We start from the raw sequence: 18971 nt of genomic DNA on the forward strand, positions 1-18971 counted from the left end.
CGGCATGGCGAAGACCGGCACGACGACCCAGGGCCTGCGCGCGGCGATCGAGCGCAGCGGCTACTACCCGGCCCTCGTGGCCGAGGCGGTGGAGGCCGCCGTCGGCGGTGAGGCGATCTCCTCGTACCTGGTGCACCAGGAGACGACCTTCGACGCCAACGAGGTCCGCCGCCATGTCACGGTCCTGGTCCTGACGGCCAACCGCTTCATCGTCAGCCACACCGACGAGCAGGCCGCCGACTCCAGCTCTCCCACCCCCTACGCGACCACGTCGACCGAGTCGGTCAAGCTCGACCGGATCTCGTCCGTCGTCGTCAGCCGCGTGGTCGCCAACCCCGAGTCCTACGCGCCCGGCACCCTGCCCCGCGAGGTCGTGCTCACCATCGGCTGGGGCGCGGTGTCCCGGATCGACCTGGAGCCCGCCGCCTGCGGCGACCCGAACTGCGACGCCGACCACGGCTACACCGGGAACTCCACCGCCGACGACCTGAGCCTGCGCGTGAGCGAGGCGGGCGACGGCCCGGACACCGTCCGCCAGACCCTCGCCTTCGCCCAGGCGCTCTCCGAAGCCACCGCGGCCACCCGCTGATGGCGCAGCCCGCGCACAGCGCCGTCTGGCCCGAGGACCCGGAACCGCTGGAGACCGCCTCCGCCCCGCTGCCCGAGTACGGCCGAGGCTCCCTCGCCGACCTGCTGCCGACCCTGGTGGCCGGGCAGGGGGTACCCGGATTCGAGGCCCGGATCGAGGAGCTGGCGCCGGCCGACCGGAACTGCGTCTTCCTGATCGACGGCCTCGGCTGGGAGCAGATCCGGTCCCACCCCGAGGAGGCCCCCTTCCTCACCTCCCTCCTCGGCAGCTCGCGCGGCGGCACCGGCCGCCCCCTCACCGCCGGGTTCCCGGCGACGACCGCGACCTCCCTCGCCTCCGTCGGCACCGGCCGCCCCCCGGGCGAGCACGGCCTGCCCGGCTACACCGTCCGCGACCCCGCCACCGGCGAGCTGATGAACCAGCTCCGCTGGCGGCCGTGGACCCCGCCCGCCGTCTGGCAGCCGTACCCCACGGTCTTCCGGCTCGCCGACGCCGCCGGTGTGCACACCGCCCAGGTCTCCTCGCCGGGCTTCGAGCAGACCCCGCTGACCCAGGTCGCCCTCAGCGGCGGTACGTTCCACGGCCGTCTTTCCGGTGAGGAGCGGATGGACCTGGCGGCGGAGCAACTGGCCGCGGGGGACCGCTCGCTCGTCTACACGTACTACAGCGAGGTCGACGGCAAGGGTCACCGTTTCGGGGTGGACTCCGACGCCTGGCGTGGCCAGCTGATGTACGCCGACCGTCTCGCCCAGCGCCTGGCCGAGCAGTTGCCCCCGCGCAGCGCCCTCTACGTCACCGCCGACCACGGCATGGTCGACATCCCGTTCGACGAGGAGTCCCGGATCGACTTCGACGAGGACTGGGAGCTGCGCGCGGGCGTGGCCCTGCTCGGCGGCGAGGGGCGGGCCCGCCATGTGTACGCGGTGCCCGGCGCCGCCTCCGACGTCCTCGCCGTGTGGCGCGAGGTGCTGGGCGACCGCTTCTGGGTGGCCGGCCGCGAGGAGGCCGTCGCCGCGGGCTGGTTCGGGCCCCGGATCGACGAGCGGGTCCTCGGCCGCATCGGCGACGTGGTCGCCGCGGCCTGCGCGGACGTGGTGATCACCGCCTCCGTCAACGAGCCCAACGAGTCCGCCATGGTCGGGATGCACGGCTCGATGACCCCCGCCGAGCAGCTCGTCCCGCTCATCGAAGTACGCTCCTGACCCCGGGCCCCCGCCGCCCGCATCCCCCCACCCGGACCCGAAAGGCCGTCGACTTCCCATGCCCGAGCTGGTGTTCTTCTCCGGAACGATGGACTGCGGGAAGTCGACCCTCGCGCTGCAGATCGAGCACAACCGCTCCGCCCGCGGCCTCCAGGGCATGATCTTCACCCGGGACGACCGGGCGGGGGAGGGGAAGCTCTCGTCCCGTCTGGGGCTGGTGACCGACGCCGTGGAGGCGGCCGAGGGCTTCGACTTCTACGCCTATCTGGTCGCCCATCTCTCCCGTGGCGGCCGCTGCGACTATGTGATCGCGGACGAGGCGCAGTTCCTGGCGCCCGAGCAGATCGACCAGCTCGCCCGGGTGGTTGACGACCTCGACCTGGACGTCTTCGCCTTCGGCATCACCACGGACTTCCGCTCCAAGCTGTTCCCCGGCTCGCAGCGGCTGGTCGAACTCGCCGACCGCGTCGAGGTCCTCCAGGTGGAGGCCCTGTGCTGGTGCGGCGCCCGGGCCACGCACAACGCGCGCACGGTCGGCGGCGAGATGGTCGTCGAGGGCGCGCAGGTGGTCGTCGGGGACGTCAACCAGTCCGCCGACGAGATCGGTTACGAGGTGCTGTGCCGCAGGCACCACCGGCGGCGGATGACGGCGGCGACGGCCCGCGCCGCCGCCCTCTCCCCGGACGTGCTGCCCGTCGAGACCGCCTGAGCCGACGCGCCCTCCAGGGCGTGCGCCCCGGCCGACGCGCCGCCGGGCCCGGCCGACTCCGTTCAGACCGGGACCCCGTTCAGACCGGGATCGCGTTGCCTTCCCGGCGCACCACGGTGAACACCGCGCCCTCCGGGTCCGCCACCACCGCCTCCCGGCCCGCCGGGCCGGGGCCGGGCGGCCGGACCACCCGGCCGCCGAGCTCCTCCACGGCCCGGGCCGCCGCGTCGGTGTCCCGGACCTCGAACCAGGTCATCCAGTGCGGGCCGCGCTCCCGCGACAGCTCCCGGCCCGCGCCGCGCACGGAGCCCACCGGGCGGCCGCCCACCAGCAGGGTCAGCAGGTCCTCGCCGGGCGCGCCGGCCGGACGGGTCTCGATGCCGAGGACCGCCTGGTAGAACTTGGCCACCGCGGAGGCCTCCCGGGTGACCAGCTCGTTCCACACCGGGGTCCCGTGCGCCCCGTGCACCGCCGTGCCCCGGTGCCCGGCCGCCTGCCAGATCCCGAGGACCGCGCCGGACGGGTCCGAGCCGATGACCATACGGCCCGCGTCGCCCGCGTCGAGCGGCCCGACGCCCACCGTGCCGCCGCAGCTGCGGACCGCCTCGGCGGTCGCGTCCGCGTCGTCGGTGGCCAGATAGGGCGTCCAGGCGACGGGCAGGTCCCGGTCGGCGGGCAGCCGCCCGATGCCCGCCACCTCCCGGCCGTCGATCATCGCCCGCACGTACGGGCCCAGTTGCTGCGGGCCGGGCGCGAACTCCCAGCCGAACAGGGCTCCGTAGAACTCCTGTGTGGCGTCAATGCCGTGCACCATCAGGCTGACCCAGCAGGGTGTGCCGGGTGTGTGCCGAGTCGCCTCGGTCATCGTCAGTGTCTCCTCGGACCATCGTGGTGGCCGTGCAAGGGGAGGGGCGCGCCCGTTGTGCGGAGGACCGTGCGCCCCGGAGCCGCCCCTCGTGTGTCCTGCGGCTCGCGGGGGAGGGGACGCCCCGGCCGATGGTGTCACCACCGGCCGTGCATCGCGCCGGGGCCGCGCCGGGATGGCGGGTTCCCGTCCGATGTTGCCCGTATCGGGCAGTTCCATGCCCGGGGGAGACCGGCGGACCGGGCCGGTGCGCGAGGATGGCGGTATGACACCGATCATCTCCGCGGCCGAGCTCGCGGCCGAACTGGCCGGTCCCCGCCCGCCTGTCCTCCTGGACGTCCGCTATCAGCTGGGCGGCCCGCACGGCCGGCCCGACTACGAGGCCGGGCACATCCCCGGCGCCGTGTTCACGGACCTCGACGCCGAGCTGGCGGGTCCGCCCGGGGAGGGCGGCCGTCATCCGCTGCCCGGCACGGCGGAGTTCGGCGCGGCGATGCGCCGGGCCGGGGTCTCGGCGGGCACCCCGGTCGTCGTCTACGACGCGGACAAGGGCTGGGGCGCGGCCCGTGCGTGGTGGCTGCTGCGGTGGGCGGGGCACGCGGACGTCCGGGTGCTCGACGGTGGACTCGCCGCGTGGACGGGCCCGTTGGAGACCGAGGTCCCGGTCCCGGCGGAGGGCGACTTCACGCCGCGTCCCGGTGCGCTGCCGGTCCTGGACGCGGACGCCGCCGCGGCCCTGGCGCGCGAGGGGCTGCTGCTCGACGCGCGCGCGGGGGAGCGGTACCGGGGCGAGGTCGAGCCGATCGACCCGGTGGCCGGCCACATCCCGGGCGCGGTGAGCGCCCCGACCTCGGAGAACCTGGACGCCGACGGCCGCTTCCTGCCCGCCGCCAGGCTGGCCGAGCGGTTCGCCGCGCTGGGCGCGGGGGACGACACCAAGACCGTGGGCGTGTACTGCGGTTCGGGGGTGTCGGCCGCGCAGCAGGCGGTCGCGCTGGAGCTGGCCGGCTTCGTCCCGGCCCTGTACGCGGGGTCCTGGTCGCACTGGTCCCGCGACCCGGCCCGCCCGGTCGCCACCGGCCCGGACCCGGAGTGACCCGCCGGGGGCGCGGCACCCGCGCCCCCGGTCACCGCCCTCGCGGGGCTACTCCTGCTTCTTGCGCCGCGTTCCGAAGACGATCTCGTCCCAACTCGGCACCGCCGCGCGGCGGCCCGGGCGGACGCCGTCCGCCTCCGCCTGACGGTCCGTGGTGCCGGTCAGCCGGTCGCGGTGGCCCGCCACCGAGCGGGGCATCAGCACATCCGCGTACGCCGAGCCGGCACCCGCCGAAGCGGCCGGGGCGACCTGCTCCTCCTCGGCCTCCGGCTCCTCCACCGGCTCGATCGCCGCCGTGGCGGTCTCCGCGGGCCGCTCGGGCACGACCATGTCCCCGCGGAAGCTGGGCACGGCCTCCAACAGGCTGGTCAGCGAGTCGCGTTCGCCGCTCTCCTCCGGCTCGCCCGAGGGCGCGGGGCGCTCGGCGGGCCGGTCCAGGGTGCGGTCGAGCGGCCGGTCCCGGGGCAGCCGCGCGATCCGCGGCACGAACGGGAAGCTGGGCTCCTGGGTGATCGTGTCGTCGGTCTCGCCGATCAGGGCGCGGGCCTCGTCGTCGACGGCCTGGACGAGCCGCCGGGGCGGGTCGTACGTCCAGCTCGCCGAGTGCGGTTCCCCGGCCACCCGGTAGACGAGCAGCACCTCCCAGGTGCCGTCGTCCCGGCGCCAGGAGTCCCACTGGACGGTGTCCTTCTCCGCGCCGCGCAGCAGCAGCCGCTCCTGCACGGCCTCGCCGAGCTGCGGTCCGGTGTTCTCGCCGGGCCTGCGCACGGGGGTCTTGCGGGCGCGCTCCGCCATGAACGCGCGCTCGGCCAGCACCGGTCCCTCGAAGCGGCGCACCCGCTCCACGGGGATGCCGGCGAGCTGGGCGACCTCCTCGGCCGAGGCACCTGCCCTTATCCGGGCCTGGATGTCGCGGGGGCGGAGGTGGCTCTCCACCTCGATCTCGATCTGCCCGAGGCGCGCACGGTCGTTGCGCACGGCGGCGCGCAGCCGCTCATCGATCGGAAGCGTGTATTCCGTACTGTCCGCAGCCTTGAGCACCAGTCGTGTGCCGTCGTTGGAGACGGCCACGACACGCAGTTCGGGCATGGGGACCTCCCGGGTGGTGCCTGCCGACGTCACCTGCGTCGCTGCTTCCGCTAGTCGAGTGTGGCCTGCCCGGGTGCAGCCTGCCACAACCTTGCCGAGTTGCACCGGCGTGTCGGGCACGGGCCCGTGATCGCCGTTGTGGGACGGTGGTCGGTTGGCCACTCTGAGTGATTGCCCCTCACTCTCGGTGATCGACTTCCGTGCCGTGCCGCGGCGCCGCCGGATCGAGCGCCGGTGTCGGCCCCCTACCTGGTGCCCGATCCCCAACAAAAGCGATCGTGCCCAGGGTTCGCCACAGTACTCCATTCGGGCCACCGGGGTGGACTGCCGCGCCGTCCAACTTCCTTGGAGTGGCGCGGGAGTCCCGGTGCGGGCCCGGTCGCGCGGGTGTCGTGCTTCACAGAATCCCCCGAAACGGAACTATCGGCTTCGCCCGGCGGTCCCTCAAAGGAGCAGTACGGACAGATGGGACGACAGAGGCTGGAGATGCGAGAGAAGCCGGACAGCGGGACGAAGCAGCGGCAGGCGATCGACGCGGAGGAGGTGGCGGAGGGCGCGACCGCCCGGCGGATCGAGCTGAGCGTGCCTCAGGTCGCGGGCAGCGTCCTCGCGACCGTCGCGGCGGCGGTCCTCGCCTCCCAACTGGGCGTCTACGGAACCATCCTCGGCGCGGGCGTGGTCAGCGTGGTGGCGACCTGCGGCGGCCCGGTCCTCCAGCACCTCTTCAGCAGAACGGGCGAACAGCTCCGCGAGGCGGCGGTGCCGGGGCGGGCGGGCCGGGGCGCCGCCGACCCCGGGGCCGCGCCGGCCGGTGAAGGGCCGCCGGTGGAGGGCGAGTTCGGCGCGCCGAGCACCTACGGGACGCGGATGCGCGGCTGGAAACGACCGCTGGCCGCCGCGGCCGTCGTCTTCGGCGTCGCGATGGCCGCCGTCACGGTCTACGAGGTGGCCGCGGGCCAGGACCTGGCCGGGCGGGACGGCACCACCGTCGGGTCGGTGCTGCGCGGCGGCGGCGGCGGTGGTACGGGCGGCGGTACGGGCGACACCGACGACGGCCCCCGGACGACCCCGTCCGACCGCTCGTCCCCGGACGGCACCGGTGAGAACGGCGGCGGCGACGGGACCACGGGCGGCGAGGGCTCCGGCGACCGGCCCGGCACGGGCGAGGACACCCCGGGCGCCGGCGAGGGCACCGAGGGGACGGACGACGGGACCACGCCGGGCGGCGGCTCCGCCGACCCGCGACCCGACCCGTCCCCGACCACCCCGCCCTCGACCCCGTCGCCGCAACCGACCCCGTCCTCCGGCGGCGACGCCACCCCCGGCACGGGCGTCCCGGCCCCGGGCGCCTCGCCGGCCCCGACCCCGTGAGCGGGGCCGGGGGTTGGGCCCGCTCGGCCCGGTCCCGTCGCCAGGGCCCGGGCCCCGCCCGTCAATCGGGCGCGGGGGGCGTCAGTCCCCCAGGACCCGTCGCAGATACGCGTTGTGGAAGAGCCGCTCCGGGTCCAGCCGGTCCCGGAGCGCCGTGAACTCGCCGAAGCGCGGGTAGACCTCCGCGAGGTAACCCGCCTCGCGCGTGTGGATCTTGCCCCAGTGCGGCCGCCCGCCGTGCGCCGTCATGATCCGCTCCACCGCCGTGAAGTACGCGCGGTACGGCGTCCCCCGGTACATGTGGACCGCCACATACGCCGTCTCCCGGCCCGAGGCCGTCGACAGCGCGATGTCGTCCGCCGGGGCGGTCCGCACCTCCACCGGGAAGCTGATCCGCAGCGGCGAGCGCTCGACCATCGCCCGCAGCTCCCGCAGCGCGGCCACCGCCGCCTCCCTCGGCAGGGCGTACTCCATCTCCACGAAGCGCACCCGGCGGGGCGATGTGAAGACCTTGTAGGGGATGTCCGTGTACATCCGCGCGGACAGCGCCCGGCTGGAGACGCGGGCGATGGCCGGGATCGCGGCGGGGACCGCCCGGCCCACGGAACAGGCCACCTGGAACACGCCGTTGGAGAGGAGTTCGTCCTCGATCCAGCCGCTGAACGCGCCGGGCGGCGCGGCCGGGCCCGCGCTGCGGTTGTTGCGCTTGGTGTTGCAGTTGCCCGTGTGCGGGAACCAGTAGAACTCGAAGTGCTCGTTCTCCGCGTGCAGCGCGTCGAAGTCGGCGAGCACCCGGTCGAAGGGCATCGGCTCCTCCCGCGCGGTGAGCAGGAAGACCGGCTCCACCGCGAAGGTGATCGCCGTCACGACACCCAGCGCGCCCAGCCCGATCCGGGCGGCCGCGAAGACCTCCGGGTTCTCCGTCTCGGAGCACCGCAGCAGGGACCCGTCCGCCGTGACCAGCTCCAGGCCCTTGATCTGCGCGGCGATCGAGGCGGAGTCGCGGCCCGTGCCGTGCGTGCCGGTCGAGGTCGCCCCGGCGACGGTCTGCTCCATGATGTCGCCCATGTTGGTGAGCGACAGGCCCTCCCGGGCGAGGGCTTCGTTCAGCCGCTTCAGGGGGGTGCCGGACTCCACCGTCACCGTCATCGCCGAGCGGTCGATCCGCCGGATGCCGGTCAGCAGGTCGGGGCGGATCAGCAGCCCGTCGGTGGCGGCGATCGAGGTGAACGAGTGGCCGGCGCCGACCGTCTTGACCCGCAGCCCGTCCTCGGCGGCCCGGCGCACCGCCTCCGCCAGCTCCTCGGCCGAGGCCGGCCGCGCCTCGCGCCGGGGAGTGCTGGTGACCGTCCCCGCCCAGTTACGCCACGTGCTCCGCCCGCTCCTCGGCCTGCCCAGAGTTGCGCTCACGCTGTCCCTCCCGCATCGGCACCGGCCTGCGCAGCCGGCGGTATCCAAGGAACGCCACCAGGGCCGCGACCACTCCCGAGATCCCGGGCACCGCGTACGCCGCAGCGGCGCCGTGCGCGTCCACCACCCAGCCGGCGGCCGACGAGCCCAGCGCGACACCGACCGCCAGCCCCGTGCTCGTCCAGGACATGCCCTCGGTCAGCTTGCTGCGCGGTACGTGCGCTTCGACGAGGGTCATCGTCGTCACCATGGTCGGTGCGATGGCGAGACCCGCGACGAAGAGCGCCACGGCCAGGATCGGCAGGCTCCCGGCCAGTTGGAGGGGGATCATACTCACGGCCATCGCACACACACCCAGGACCCACCTGCGGGAGGGGTCGCCCTTGAGGTGCAGCAGGCCGAAGACCGCGCCGGCCAGGCAGGAGCCCAGCGCGTAGACCGCCAGCACCCAGCTCGCCGCCGCCTTGCTGCCCGCCTCCTCGGCATACGCGACGGTCACCACGTCCACCGCGCCGAAGATCGCGCCGGTCGCGACGAACGCGGCCACCAGCACCTGGAGTCCGGGGGACTTGAGCGCCGAGCCCCCGGTGTGGTGCTCCGCCGGATGCGGCACGGGCTCGGTGGCCCGCTGGGCGGTCAGCCACCAGACGCCGACCAGCAGGAACCCGGCCGCCAGCAGCGGGCCGGCCTCCGGGAACCACATCGTCGACAGACCGATCGAGATGATCGGCCCGAAGATGAAGCACACCTCGTCGATGATCGACTCCATCGAGTACGCCGTGTGCAGTTCGCGCGGGCGCCCCTCGTAGAGCGCCGCCCACCGGGCCCTGGTCATCGCGCCCACGCTCGGCACACAGCCGCCGACCGCGGTGAACGCGAACAGGGTCCAGTCCGGGGCCTCGAACTTCGCGCACAGCAGCAGTCCGGTGACGGCGAGCATCGCGAGCAGGGTGGCCGGGCGGAGCACCCGGCGCTGCCCGTACCGGTCGACGAGGCGGGAGATCTGCGGGCCGAGCACCGCGGCGGAGAGCGCGAGGGTCGCGGTCAGCGCGCCCGCCAGGGCGTAACGGCCGGTCAGCTCCGAGATCATGGTCATGATCCCGATGCCCATCATGGACAGCGGCATCCGGCCGAGGAAGCCGGCGGCGGAGAACCCCAGGGTGCCGGGGGTGGCGAAGATCGCGCGGTACGGACTGGGCAAGGGGGACTCCGGTAAGGCGTATGGGCAGCCTTGACAGATTACGCGCCGCCCGCCGCCGTCCGCACCGGGGTATTCGGTGCCCCCGCACCGGGCCGGACCGGCCGGGCCGGACGTCCCCGCCCCGCCGCCGGGTGGCAGGATCGACCCATGTCCGATCTGCGCGATCCCGCTCCGTACGACGCCCTTCTGCTGCTGTCCTTCGGCGGCCCCGAAGGCCCGGACGACGTGGTCCCGTTCCTGGAGAACGTGACCCGCGGCCGGGGCATCCCGACCGAACGGCTGAAGGAGGTCGGGCAGCACTACTTCCTCTTCGGCGGCGTCAGTCCGATCAACGACCAGAACCGGGAACTGCTGGACGCGCTGCGCAAGGACTTCGCGGGGCACGGGCTCGACCTGCCGGTGTACTGGGGCAACCGCAACTGGGCGCCCTACCTCACCGACGCCCTGCGCGAGATCACCCTGGCCGGCCACCGGCGGGTGGCGGTCCTGGCGACCAGCGCGTACGCCTCGTACTCCGGCTGCCGCCAGTACCGCGAGAACCTGGCGGACTCGCTGGCCGCGCTGGAGGCGGAGGGGCTGACCCCGCCGGAGGTGGACAAGCTGCGGCACTACTTCAACCACCCGGGCTTCGTCCGCCCCATGACCGACGGCGTCCTCGCCGCCCTCGCGGACCTGCCCGAGGAGGTCCGGGCGGGCGCGCACCTGGCGTTCACCACGCACTCCATCCCGAACGCCTCCGCCGACACCTCCGGCCCGGTGGAGGAGCACGGCGACGGCGGGGCGTACGTCCGCCAGCACCTGGACGTCGCCCGGCTGATCGCCGACGCCGTCCGCGAGGAGACCGGCACCGGGCACCCCTGGCAGCTCGTCTACCAGTCCCGCAGCGGCGCCCCGCACATCCCGTGGCTGGAGCCCGACATCTGCGACCACCTGGAGGACCTGCACGGCGCCGGGGTCCCGGCGGTCGTGATGGTGCCCATCGGCTTCGTCTCCGACCACATGGAGGTCCTGTACGACCTCGACACCGAGGCCACCGCCAAGGCCGCCGAACTGGGCCTCCCGGTCCGCCGCTCGGCCACGGTCGGCGCCGACCCGCGCTTCGCCGCCGCCGTCCGGGACCTGCTGCTGGAGCGCGCCGCCACGGAACGCGGCATCGACGCGGAACGCTGCGCGCTCGGCGCTCTGGGCGCGAGCCACGACCTCTGCCCGGTCGGCTGCTGTCCGGCCCGCGCGCCCCGCCCCGCGGCGGCCGGCGCCGACAGCCCCTGGGCCTGAGCCCCCGCCGCCCCACTCCGAAGGAGACCGCCGTGACCTCCGGCACCGCGACCGACGACGCCCTGACCGCCGAACTCCTCACCCTCGCCCGCGAGGCCGCGCACCGGGCCGGTGCGCTGCTGCGCGACGGCCGCCCCGACGACCTGGCCGTCGCCCGCACCAAGTCCAGCCCGATCGACGTGGTCACCGAGATGGACATCGCGGCGGAGAAGCTGATCACCGGCTTCCTGTCCGACCACCGCCCCGAGGACGGCTTCCTCGGCGAGGAGGGCGCCGCCAGCCCGGGCACCAGCGGGGTCCGCTGGGTGATCGACCCGCTGGACGGCACCGTCAACTACCTCTACGGACTGCCCACTTGGGCGGTCTCCATCGCGGCGGAGGTGGACGGCGAGACGGTGGTCGGCGTCGTCGAGGCGCCGATGCGGGGGGAGACCTTCCACGCGGTGCGGGGCGGCGGGGCGTACCTGGGGGAGCGGCGGCTGCGCTGCCGTCCGGCCCCGCCGCTGGACCAGGCCCTGGTCTCGACGGGCTTCAACTACGTGCAGACGGTCCGCGCGCACCAGGCGGAGGTGGCGCACCGGCTGATCCCGCTGCTGCGGGACATCCGCCGGGGCGGTTCCGCCGCGATCGACCTCGCGGACCTCGCGGCGGGCCGCCTCGACGGGTACTACGAGCGCGGCCTGCGGCCGTGGGACCTCGCGGCGGGCGACCTGATCGCCCGCGAGTCCGGCGCCCTCACCGGCGGCCGCCCGGGCTGCCCGCCCGACGGCGACCTGACGGTCGCCGCCGTCCCGGGCGTCTTCGAACCCCTCCAGACCCTCCTGGAGGACTTCGGCGCCTGGCACGACTGACGCCGCGTGGGGGCCGCACGGCCCCCGGGGCCGGGACCCGCCCCGGGCTTGCGGCTCCACCCGCCCCGGCCCGGGGCCGGGACAGCCCCGCCCCGGCTCGGGCCGCGCCCGACGCGGACGGAGCAGCTGCCCCGGTGTTCGGAGCGGGGCCTTCCGCGCGGCGGGCCACACACGGAGGGGACGTCGCGGGCGGCCGCCTGCCCCGGCGCTCGGGGCAGGGCCTTCCGTCCTGCTCGCGCGTGCCCGCCGGGCGTCTGGGCCGGCGAGGCGGCCGCCGAGCGTGGCGCCGCGCCCGCACCTGCCGGCCTCCCGCGAGCGGCCCGGCGCCCACACCCGAGCCGCGCTCGGGCCCCGTTCCCCCCGGCCCGAGGCTTGGGGCCGGGTCCGACCGGGGACGGAGCGCCCCGCGAGGGGCCGACGGTCCGCGGCGCCAGGGCCCGGCCCTGCCCGCCCCCGAGCGGCCCTCGGGCCGTGCCCGAGTCCCGCCCCACCTGGGGCCCGGCCCCGCCCCGCCCGCCCGCGAGGCCGTCTCGTGGGCAGCCCCGTACACGCGAGGGCCCCCGCGCTCGGCGCGGGGGCCCTCGGGGCGGTGCGGGACGCGACTTACGCCGCGCTCACCTTCACGCCGTGCTCGGCGGCCAGACGGTGCAGGTCGTCGAGTTCGGCCTGCTCGACGTCCGCGAGGAAGTCGTCGCCCGTCTCGCGAGCCTTCGTCAGGTCGGTCTCCGCTGCCTTTATGCGCTGCAGGAGTCCCGCGGTGAAAGCGTCCATGGATGCGCCCCCTCGGCTAGGTCGTCGGTCGGCACGGGGGTGTGCCTGGGGTCCCTCCCGCCGGCGGCGGGCCGTCTGCGGGAGGCGGGTGATCAACCCGGGAACAGGTCGTACGCGCGCCACATACAAGGCGTGATCGTGGGTGTGCAGTCGTCTTCCCCACGCCTTCCCTCGCGGAAACCTCAACCGCCCCGCCGATCCGCCCATTCCCCGGCCCTCTGCCCAAGGCTTTCCGCCTTACCGCCGGTTTACGCGCGTAACGGGCAGGATGGGGTCGCACATCCAGTGCGCAGAGCGGAACAGAGCGGAACAGCCCCGTCCGCCGGGACGGGCCCTGAGGGAAGGACCAGCGAAGTGCGCGTACTCGTCGTCGAGGACGAGCAGCTGCTCGCCGATGCGGTGGCCACGGGACTGCGCCGGGAGGCCATGGCCGTCGACGTCGTGTACGACGGTGCCGCCGCCCTGGAGCGGATCGGGGTCAACGACTACGACGTGGTGGTGCTCGACCGGGACCTCCCCCTGGTGCACGGGGACGACGTCTGCCGCCGGATCGTCGAGCTGGGCATGCCGACCCGGGTGCTGATGCTCACCGCCTCCGGCGACGTCAGCGACCGCGTCGAGGGCCTGGAGCTGGGCGCCGACGACTACCTGCCCAAGCCCTTCGCGTTCACCGAGCTGATCGCCCGCGTCCGGGCGCTGGGCCGGCGTACCACCGTGCCGCTGCCGCCGGTGCTGGAGCGGGCCGGGATCAAGCTGGACCCGAACCGCCGCGAGGTCTTCCGCGACGGTCGGGAGATTCAGCTCGCGCCCAAGGAGTTCGCCGTGCTGGAGGTCCTGATGCGCAGCGAGGGCGCGGTCGTCTCGGCCGAGCAGCTGCTGGAGAAGGCCTGGGACGAGAACACCGACCCGTTCACCAACGTCGTGCGGGTCACCGTGATGACCCTGCGCCGCAAGCTGGGCGAGCCCCCGGTCATCGTGACCGTGCCGGGCTCCGGCTACCGGATCTGACCGCCGTGGCCTCCGCACCGACACCCCCCGGGGCGCCCCCGAAGCCCACCTGGGACCCCCGGGAGCCCGTCCGCCCCTGGCTGCGCCCGACCATCCGGATACGGCTCACCCTGCTCTACGGCGGGATGTTCCTGATCGCGGGCATCCTGCTGCTGTCGATCATCTACCTGTTCACCGCGCAGGTCCTCAACGTCACCATCGCCGACCTGCCCTTCAAGCTGGTCCGCGGCGAGGTGCAGCCGACGACCTCCTGGTGCCGGCTGCCCGGCTCGGTGACGGGCGAGGAGTTCAACGACGCGGTCACCAGCTGCCTCCAGCACCAGAAGGACATGGCGCTGGACGACCTGCTGCGCCGGTCCCTCTTCGCGCTGCTGGGCCTCAGCATCATCGCCTTCGCCTTCGGTTACGCCATGGCCGGCCGGGTGCTCTCCCCGCTGGGGCGGATCACCCGCACCGCGCGGCGGGTGGCCGGCTCGGACCTGAGCCGCCGGATCGAGCTGGACGGCCCGGACGACGAGCTCAAGGAGCTGGCCGACACCTTCGACGAGATGCTGGAGCGCCTGGAGCGCGCGTTCACCGCCCAGCAGCGGTTCGTCGCGAACGCCTCGCACGAGCTGCGCACCCCGCTGGCGATCAACCGCACCCTGCTGGAGGTCCATCTCTCCGACCCGGGCGCCCCCGTCGAGCTCCAGCAGCTCGGCAAGACGCTGCTGGCCACCAACGAGCGCAGCGAGCAGCTCGTGGAGGGCCTGCTGCTGCTCGCCCGGAGCGACAACCAGATCGTCGAGCGCAAGCCCGTCGACCTGGCGGAGGTGGCCTCCCGGGCCATCGACCAGGTGCACGCGGAGGCGGAGGCCCTGGGTGTCGAGATCCGCGGCGAGCGGGAGTCGGCCGTGGTCCAGGGCAACGGCGTCCTGCTGGAGCGGATCGCCCTCAACCTGGTGCAGAACGCCGTGCGGTACAACGTGCCCGAGGGCGGCTGGGTGGAGGTCTCCACCGAGACGGCTCAGGGGCAGGCGGTTCTGGTCGTCTCGAACACCGGGCCGATGGTTCCCGCCTACGAGATCGACAACCTCTTCGAGCCGTTCAGAAGGCTGCGCCAGGAGCGCACGGGCAGCGACAAAGGGGTCGGACTCGGTCTCTCCATCGCCCGCTCGGTGGCGAGGGCCCACGGGGGACGTATCATCGCGGAGCCCCGAGAGGGGGGCGGCCTTGTGATGCGTGTCACCCTGCCGACCTGAGATGCTGGACCGCGTTCGCTTTAAGCGGAATTTTCCGGACGAGTCACCGGAAGGCCCGTGTGTGATCGCTCACAGGTCCGATTCTCGCCTTCTCTACTCTCCGTGATCGTGAAAGCCCCCGGAAAGCCGGAAAAAGTCCGAGTTTCCCAGGGGTGTGACCACGGGAAGTACACGGGGTGGCGCCCGTGGAGGACGCCGATCGGACCGTGTACGGTCACCGTCGCCGTCCAACTCGATCACTCTCAGGCGATCCGGTTGGGTGTCGATTGAGTAACAGACCTTGATGTGAGGCAAAATCTCCGCCTCAGGTCGGGCACAAGTCCGGCCTCTCGCGCGTTACGAGCGCTGGAGACACCGCAGACACCCAGAGGGGGAGAGCGATATGGCAACGGATTACGACACCCCACGCAAGACCGACGACGACGTCGATTCCGACAGCCTTGAAGAGCTGAAGGCCCGGAGGAACGACAAGTCCACTTCCACGGTCGACGTCGACGAGTTCGACGCAGCCGAGGGCATGGAGCTCCCCGGAGCCGACCTGTCCAACGAGGAGCTGGCCGTCCGGGTCCTGCCCAAGCAGGCGGACGAGTTCACCTGCATGAGCTGCTTCCTGGTTCACCACCGCAGCCAGCTCGCACGCGAGAAGAACGGCCAGCCCATCTGCCGCGACTGCGACTGAGGGCAGGCCGCCAGTGGCAGACGGGAAGCCGTCCAGGAAGCGGCTCCTCGGGCGTCACAAGCCGTCCAGGGAGCACCAGGGCAGCCCGCAGCACCCGGCCGGGGACGCCACGGCGCCCACCGGGCGGGAGGACGCCCTGCTGCCGCACGGCGCGCACGAGGAGGACGGGCGGGGCCGGTCGGCCTCGCTCGAAGCAGCAGGCCAGGCAGGGCCCCCGACCAGGGCCCGACGCCTGGCCTCGGTGCGCGAGGGCGTCGCCAGAGGCGGGGCCGGCGCCAGGGAGAGGATCGTCAGGACCAGGGAGCAGGCGAAGGCCATGCTCGGCCACCTGACGGACGTCCTCATGGCGAACGCGCCCCGCATCCCGGTGCGCGACCTCGACACCCTGCGCCGCCAGTTCCCGGGCCTCGGCCCGGAACAGCTCGCGGACAAGCTCGTCTCGGGCGCGGCGGCCGCCACCTCGACGGTCGGGGCCGGCATCGGCGCGGCCGCGATGATGCCCGTACCGCCCGCGATGCCGACCGAGCTGGCCACCGAGGTCCTCGGGGTCGGCGCCATCGAGCTCAAGCTCATCGCCGAACTCCACGAGGTCTACGGGCAGCGTCCGCCCGGCAGCCTCAAGGACCGCAGCACCGCCTACCTGGGGGCCTGGTCCTCGGAGCGCGGGGTGGACGTCACCAAGCCCTCGACGTACAGCCTGTCGATGGGCTCCCACCTCAAGAAGCAGCTGCGCCAGCAGATCATGAAGCGCATGGTCCGCAATGTGCCGAACCTGATCCCGTTCATGGTCGGCGCGGCCGTCGGCGCCGTGATGAACCGGCGGGACACCAGAAAGCTCGCCGACCGCATCCGCGCCGATCTGCGCACCCGGCAGGTCCCCTGGGACGCCCTGCCCGCCCTCGGTCCCCTGGAGCAGCCCGAGGACGCCCTGCCCGAGGGCGTACTCCGCGGTGAGCTCCCGCCCGGCCGGGAGTACGGCGGCCACGGCGGCGCCCACGGGCACTGAGGCAGTCGGCGGGCAGCCGGACCGCCCCCGCGGCTCAGGCCGTCTTCACCGCGTCCAGCGCGGCGCACAGCTCCTCGGGGTGCCGGGTCGACAGATAGACGTACGGCGTCGGGTCGGCCGGGTCCGTGACCTCGATCCGGACCGCCGTGGGCACATAGGAGCGCAGCAGCATGAACGCCCGCGGGTCCGCCTTGTACGACCGCCAGGCCCGCGCCTCCTCCGGGTCCAGCACCTCGGCCGCGCCGAGCGCCTCCGCCGGGATCCGCGCGTCCCCCGCGACCAGCGAACCGGCCACCACCCGGATCCGCGCCGAGCCGTAGGAACTGACCACCGTGCCCGCCAGCGCACCCGCGCCGATCAGGCCGCCCAGCATCGCCGGCACGCCCAGCGGCAGCAGCAGCAGACCGCCGGAGATCCCGAGCAGGACCACCACGACCCACCAGGAGCGGGGCGCGTTCAGGCGTTCTGAGTACTGCGGGGCGGAAGGCTGCATGGCCCTAGCTTGGCACGGGGCGACTGCCGGACGGCCGCGCGGGTAAGGTCTGCGCCTGTGACCAACGCGAACACCCCGGGGACCGGCGGGCGCCCCCCGTCCGGGTCCTCCGCGCTGACCCCGCCCGCGGGCGGGGCCGCGCCCGTCCGGCACCCCGACGCCCCCGCCCCCGGTGAGCTGCTCGGCGCGCACTACGAGCACTGCTTCGGCTGCGGCGAGGGCCAGCCCCACGGCCTCCACCTGGAGACCCGGGCCCGGGACGGGGTACGCGTCACCGCCGAGTTCACCGTCCAGCCCGCCCACCAGGGCGCCCCCGGCCTCGCCCACGGCGGGGTGCTGGCCACCGCGCTGGACGAGACCCTGGGCTCGCTCGGCTGGCTGCTGCGCGTCATCGCCGTCACCGGCCGGCTGGAGACCGACTTCGTGCGGCCCGTGCCCGTCGGCACCGTGCTGCATCTGGACGCCGAGGTGACCGCCGTCGCCGGGCGCAAGATCTACTCCTCCGCGGTCGGCCGCATCGGCGGACCGGACGGCCCGGTCGCGGTGCGCGCCTCCGCGCTGTTCATCGAGGTCAAGGTCGACCACTTCATCGACAACGGCCGTCCCGAGGAGATCCGGGCGGCCATGGCGGACCCGGACCAGGTCCGCCGTGCCCGAGCCTTCGAGGTGAACCCCTGATGCGTGAACCCGTCGACGTCCTGATCCGCCGCGTGGACCCCGAGGTCCCGCTGCCGGCGTACGGGCACCCCGGTGACGCCGGGGCCGACCTCGTCACCACCGAGGCCGCCGAACTGGCCCCCGGGGAGCGCGCCGTCCTCCCCACGGGCGTCTCGATCGCCCTCCCCGACGGCTACGCGGCCTTCGTGCACCCCCGCTCCGGGCTGGCCGCCCGGTGCGGAGTGGCTCTCGTGAATGCCCCGGGGACCGTCGATGCCGGGTACCGTGGGGAGATCAAGGTGATCGTGGTCAACCTCGATCCGCGCGAGAGTGTGCGGTTCGAACGATTCGACCGGATCGCCCAACTGGTCGTCCAGCAGGTCGAGAAGGTGCGCTTCCACGAGGTGGCGGAGCTTCCCGGCTCGGCGCGGGCCGAGGGGGGCTTCGGGTCCACCGGCGGTCATGCCGCCGTGGGCGGCGCTACGGGTGGGAATCGATACGCTGCGGTCGTATCCGACCGGGAAGGACAGTGACGTGTTCGGACGTCGCAAGAAGAGTGGTTCCGCCGAGGACGCGGCGGACGCAACGGGCGAGGCCGAGCAGGTCGACGAGCTCGGTACGGACGCCGAGGAACCCCGCCGGGTGAACCTCCCGCCCGCCCCGCGGCCCGACGGCCCCTGGGACATCTCCGAGGTCTCCAAGCCCGGCGAGGGCCGGGTGGACCTGGGCGGCCTGTTCGTGCCCGGTGTCGAGGGCATGGAGCTGCGGGTCGAGGTCGCGGGCGACGCGATCGTCGCGGCCACGGTCGTGCTGCGCGACAGCGCGGTGCAGCTCCAGGCGTTCGCGGCCCCCAAGAAGGAGGGCATCTGGGGCGAGGTCCGCGAGGAGATCGCCTCCGGCATCACGCAGCAGGGCGGCATCATCGACGAGGTCGAGGGCCCGCTCGGCTGGGAGCTGCGGGCCCAGGTGCCCGTCCAGCTCCCGAACGGCACGGGTGGCGTGCAGCTGGTGCGCTTCGTCGGCGTCGACGGACCGCGCTGGTTCCTGCGCGGCGTGATCTCCGGCCAGGGCGCGGTCCAGCCGCAGGCGGCCGGGCTGCTGGAGCAGATCTTCCGGGACACGGTCGTGGTCCGCGGCGAGGGCCCGATGGCGCCCCGCGACCCGATCGTCCTCAAGCTCCCGGACGACGCGCAGATGGTCCCCGAGGGCGTCCAGCAGGACGACCAGGAGGGCTCCCGCTTCTCCGGCGGCATGGGCCAGCTCCAGCGCGGCCCCGAAATCACCGAGGTCCGCTGACGGACCCCGGGGTGCCCCCGCCGCCACGCGGCGGGGCCACCCCACCGTGCGCCCGCGCCCCTTCGGGCAGACGGCGTCCGCGGTGATGATGGTGTCCAGCGAGCTCGCGTACAGCTCGTTCATCCGGGCGACCAGCTCCTGGAGGGTGAACTCCTCGGCCAG

Annotated in this window: 20 protein-coding genes; 14 read left to right on the forward strand and 6 right to left on the reverse strand. The window is 74.1% G+C overall.

From position 1 onward, the window contains the following. Positions 1-4: 4 nt before the first annotated feature. From ABZ457_RS16945 to ABZ457_RS16955, 3 genes are read left to right on the forward strand one after another with little or no spacing between them, the layout of a single operon-like run. A complete protein-coding gene (locus tag ABZ457_RS16945) occupies positions 5-589 on the forward strand; it encodes a DUF5998 family protein (RefSeq protein WP_359158342.1) in 585 nt (194 codons plus the stop codon). Beyond that, on the forward strand, positions 589-1791 hold the full coding sequence (locus tag ABZ457_RS16950) for a nucleotide pyrophosphatase/phosphodiesterase family protein (RefSeq protein ID WP_359158343.1): 1203 nt from the start codon (positions 589-591) through the stop codon (positions 1789-1791). Before ABZ457_RS16945 ends, ABZ457_RS16950 begins: the two co-directional genes overlap by 1 nt. Before the next feature lie 58 nt (positions 1792-1849). Next, positions 1850-2500: a thymidine kinase gene (locus ABZ457_RS16955; RefSeq protein WP_359158344.1), complete on the forward strand. Its 651-nt coding sequence runs from the start codon at positions 1850-1852 to the stop codon at positions 2498-2500. A gap of 79 nt (positions 2501-2579) precedes the next feature. Here the strand turns inward: ABZ457_RS16955 and ABZ457_RS16960 are convergent, their stop codons facing one another. Next, complete coding sequence (locus tag ABZ457_RS16960) at positions 2580-3365, reverse strand: VOC family protein (protein ID WP_359158345.1); 786 nt, start codon at positions 3363-3365, stop codon at positions 2580-2582. Between the two features lie 265 nt (positions 3366-3630). On the opposite strand from ABZ457_RS16960, the gene ABZ457_RS16965 reads away from it, so the two are divergent. Continuing rightward, positions 3631-4461, forward strand: a complete 831-nt coding sequence (locus ABZ457_RS16965) for a sulfurtransferase (protein WP_359158346.1) — start codon at positions 3631-3633, stop codon at positions 4459-4461. A 48-nt stretch (positions 4462-4509) separates the two neighbouring features. On the opposite strand, the gene sepH is transcribed toward ABZ457_RS16965, so the two are convergent. Beyond that, positions 4510-5550, reverse strand: a complete 1041-nt coding sequence (gene sepH, locus ABZ457_RS16970) for a septation protein SepH (RefSeq protein WP_359158347.1) — start codon at positions 5548-5550, stop codon at positions 4510-4512. 465 nt (positions 5551-6015) lie between these two features. On the opposite strand from sepH, the gene ABZ457_RS16975 reads away from it, so the two are divergent. Beyond that, entirely contained in the window at positions 6016-6921 is a 906-nt protein-coding gene (locus ABZ457_RS16975; protein ID WP_359158348.1) for a hypothetical protein, read from the forward strand. A gap of 81 nt (positions 6922-7002) precedes the next feature. Here the strand turns inward: ABZ457_RS16975 and ABZ457_RS16980 are convergent, their stop codons facing one another. Both ABZ457_RS16980 and ABZ457_RS16985 read right to left on the reverse strand, forming a co-directional pair. Next, complete coding sequence (locus tag ABZ457_RS16980) at positions 7003-8331, reverse strand: D-arabinono-1,4-lactone oxidase (protein ID WP_359158349.1); 1329 nt, start codon at positions 8329-8331, stop codon at positions 7003-7005. After that, on the reverse strand, positions 8282-9532 hold the full coding sequence (locus ABZ457_RS16985; protein ID WP_359158350.1) for an MFS transporter: 1251 nt from the start codon (positions 9530-9532) through the stop codon (positions 8282-8284). The genes ABZ457_RS16980 and ABZ457_RS16985 overlap by 50 nt, the downstream gene beginning before the upstream one ends. A gap of 147 nt (positions 9533-9679) precedes the next feature. Between ABZ457_RS16985 and ABZ457_RS16990 the strand changes: the two genes are divergently transcribed. Both ABZ457_RS16990 and ABZ457_RS16995 read left to right on the forward strand, forming a co-directional pair. Beyond that, the gene (locus ABZ457_RS16990) at positions 9680-10807 is read left to right on the forward strand and encodes a ferrochelatase (protein ID WP_359158351.1); all 1128 of its coding nucleotides are present in this window, start codon (positions 9680-9682) and stop codon (positions 10805-10807) included. A gap of 32 nt (positions 10808-10839) precedes the next feature. After that, a complete protein-coding gene (locus ABZ457_RS16995) occupies positions 10840-11658 on the forward strand; it encodes an inositol monophosphatase family protein (protein WP_359158352.1) in 819 nt (272 codons plus the stop codon). Between the two features lie 603 nt (positions 11659-12261). Here ABZ457_RS16995 and ABZ457_RS17000 read toward each other — a convergent pair. Next, positions 12262-12429, reverse strand: coding sequence for a hypothetical protein (locus ABZ457_RS17000; RefSeq protein WP_018848143.1), 168 nt, complete (start codon positions 12427-12429; stop codon positions 12262-12264). 354 nt (positions 12430-12783) lie between these two features. On the opposite strand from ABZ457_RS17000, the gene ABZ457_RS17005 reads away from it, so the two are divergent. From ABZ457_RS17005 to ABZ457_RS17020, 4 genes are all read left to right on the forward strand, one after another. Beyond that, positions 12784-13437 carry a response regulator transcription factor gene (locus ABZ457_RS17005; RefSeq protein WP_018848142.1) on the forward strand — a complete coding sequence of 218 codons (654 nt, stop codon included), beginning with the start codon at positions 12784-12786 and terminating at the stop codon, positions 13435-13437. Positions 13438-13442: 5 nt separating this feature from the next. Then, entirely contained in the window at positions 13443-14678 is a 1236-nt protein-coding gene (locus ABZ457_RS17010; RefSeq protein ID WP_359158353.1) for an ATP-binding protein, read from the forward strand. 382 nt (positions 14679-15060) lie between these two features. Further along, the gene (locus tag ABZ457_RS17015; RefSeq protein WP_018848140.1) at positions 15061-15357 is read left to right on the forward strand and encodes a DUF4193 domain-containing protein; all 297 of its coding nucleotides are present in this window, start codon (positions 15061-15063) and stop codon (positions 15355-15357) included. A gap of 13 nt (positions 15358-15370) precedes the next feature. Further along, positions 15371-16363 carry a hypothetical protein gene (locus ABZ457_RS17020; RefSeq protein ID WP_359158354.1) on the forward strand — a complete coding sequence of 331 codons (993 nt, stop codon included), beginning with the start codon at positions 15371-15373 and terminating at the stop codon, positions 16361-16363. A gap of 34 nt (positions 16364-16397) precedes the next feature. Here the strand turns inward: ABZ457_RS17020 and ABZ457_RS17025 are convergent, their stop codons facing one another. After that, positions 16398-16856 carry a DUF3093 domain-containing protein gene (locus tag ABZ457_RS17025; RefSeq protein WP_359158355.1) on the reverse strand — a complete coding sequence of 153 codons (459 nt, stop codon included), beginning with the start codon at positions 16854-16856 and terminating at the stop codon, positions 16398-16400. A 57-nt stretch (positions 16857-16913) separates the two neighbouring features. Here ABZ457_RS17025 and ABZ457_RS17030 point away from each other — a divergent pair, with 57 nt between their 5' ends. Genes ABZ457_RS17030 through ABZ457_RS17040 form a run of 3 tightly spaced genes read left to right on the forward strand, consistent with a single transcriptional unit; the run spans position 16914 to position 18809 of the window. After that, on the forward strand, positions 16914-17534 hold the full coding sequence (locus tag ABZ457_RS17030; protein ID WP_359158356.1) for a PaaI family thioesterase: 621 nt from the start codon (positions 16914-16916) through the stop codon (positions 17532-17534). Next, a complete protein-coding gene (gene dut / locus ABZ457_RS17035; RefSeq protein WP_018848136.1) occupies positions 17534-18046 on the forward strand; it encodes a dUTP diphosphatase in 513 nt (170 codons plus the stop codon). The genes ABZ457_RS17030 and dut overlap by 1 nt, the downstream gene beginning before the upstream one ends. Before the next feature lies 1 nt (position 18047). Continuing rightward, positions 18048-18809 carry a DUF3710 domain-containing protein gene (locus tag ABZ457_RS17040; RefSeq protein ID WP_359158357.1) on the forward strand — a complete coding sequence of 254 codons (762 nt, stop codon included), beginning with the start codon at positions 18048-18050 and terminating at the stop codon, positions 18807-18809. Positions 18810-18971: the final 162 nt, after the last annotated feature.

The organism is Streptomyces sp. NPDC005805 (genome assembly GCF_040630445.1).
GTDB lineage: Bacteria > Actinomycetota > Actinomycetes > Streptomycetales > Streptomycetaceae > Streptomyces.

Coding starts and splice junctions, on each gene's coding strand:
- ABZ457_RS16990 (WP_359158351.1), top strand. CDS start 9,680: ATGTCCGATCTGCGCGATCCCGCTCCGTACGACGCCCTTCTGCTGCTG.
- ABZ457_RS16950 (WP_359158343.1), top strand. CDS start 589: ATGGCGCAGCCCGCGCACAGCGCCGTCTGGCCCGAGGACCCGGAACCG.
- ABZ457_RS16965 (WP_359158346.1), top strand. CDS start 3,631: ATGACACCGATCATCTCCGCGGCCGAGCTCGCGGCCGAACTGGCCGGT.
- ABZ457_RS16955 (WP_359158344.1), top strand. CDS start 1,850: ATGCCCGAGCTGGTGTTCTTCTCCGGAACGATGGACTGCGGGAAGTCG.
- ABZ457_RS17000 (WP_018848143.1), bottom strand. CDS start 12,429: ATGGACGCTTTCACCGCGGGACTCCTGCAGCGCATAAAGGCAGCGGAG.
- sepH (WP_359158347.1), bottom strand. CDS start 5,550: ATGCCCGAACTGCGTGTCGTGGCCGTCTCCAACGACGGCACACGACTG.
- dut (WP_018848136.1), top strand. CDS start 17,534: ATGCGTGAACCCGTCGACGTCCTGATCCGCCGCGTGGACCCCGAGGTC.
- ABZ457_RS16945 (WP_359158342.1), top strand. CDS start 5: ATGGCGAAGACCGGCACGACGACCCAGGGCCTGCGCGCGGCGATCGAG.
- ABZ457_RS16975 (WP_359158348.1), top strand. CDS start 6,016: ATGGGACGACAGAGGCTGGAGATGCGAGAGAAGCCGGACAGCGGGACG.
- ABZ457_RS17015 (WP_018848140.1), top strand. CDS start 15,061: ATGGCAACGGATTACGACACCCCACGCAAGACCGACGACGACGTCGAT.
- ABZ457_RS16960 (WP_359158345.1), bottom strand. CDS start 3,365: ATGACCGAGGCGACTCGGCACACACCCGGCACACCCTGCTGGGTCAGC.
- ABZ457_RS17025 (WP_359158355.1), bottom strand. CDS start 16,856: ATGCAGCCTTCCGCCCCGCAGTACTCAGAACGCCTGAACGCGCCCCGC.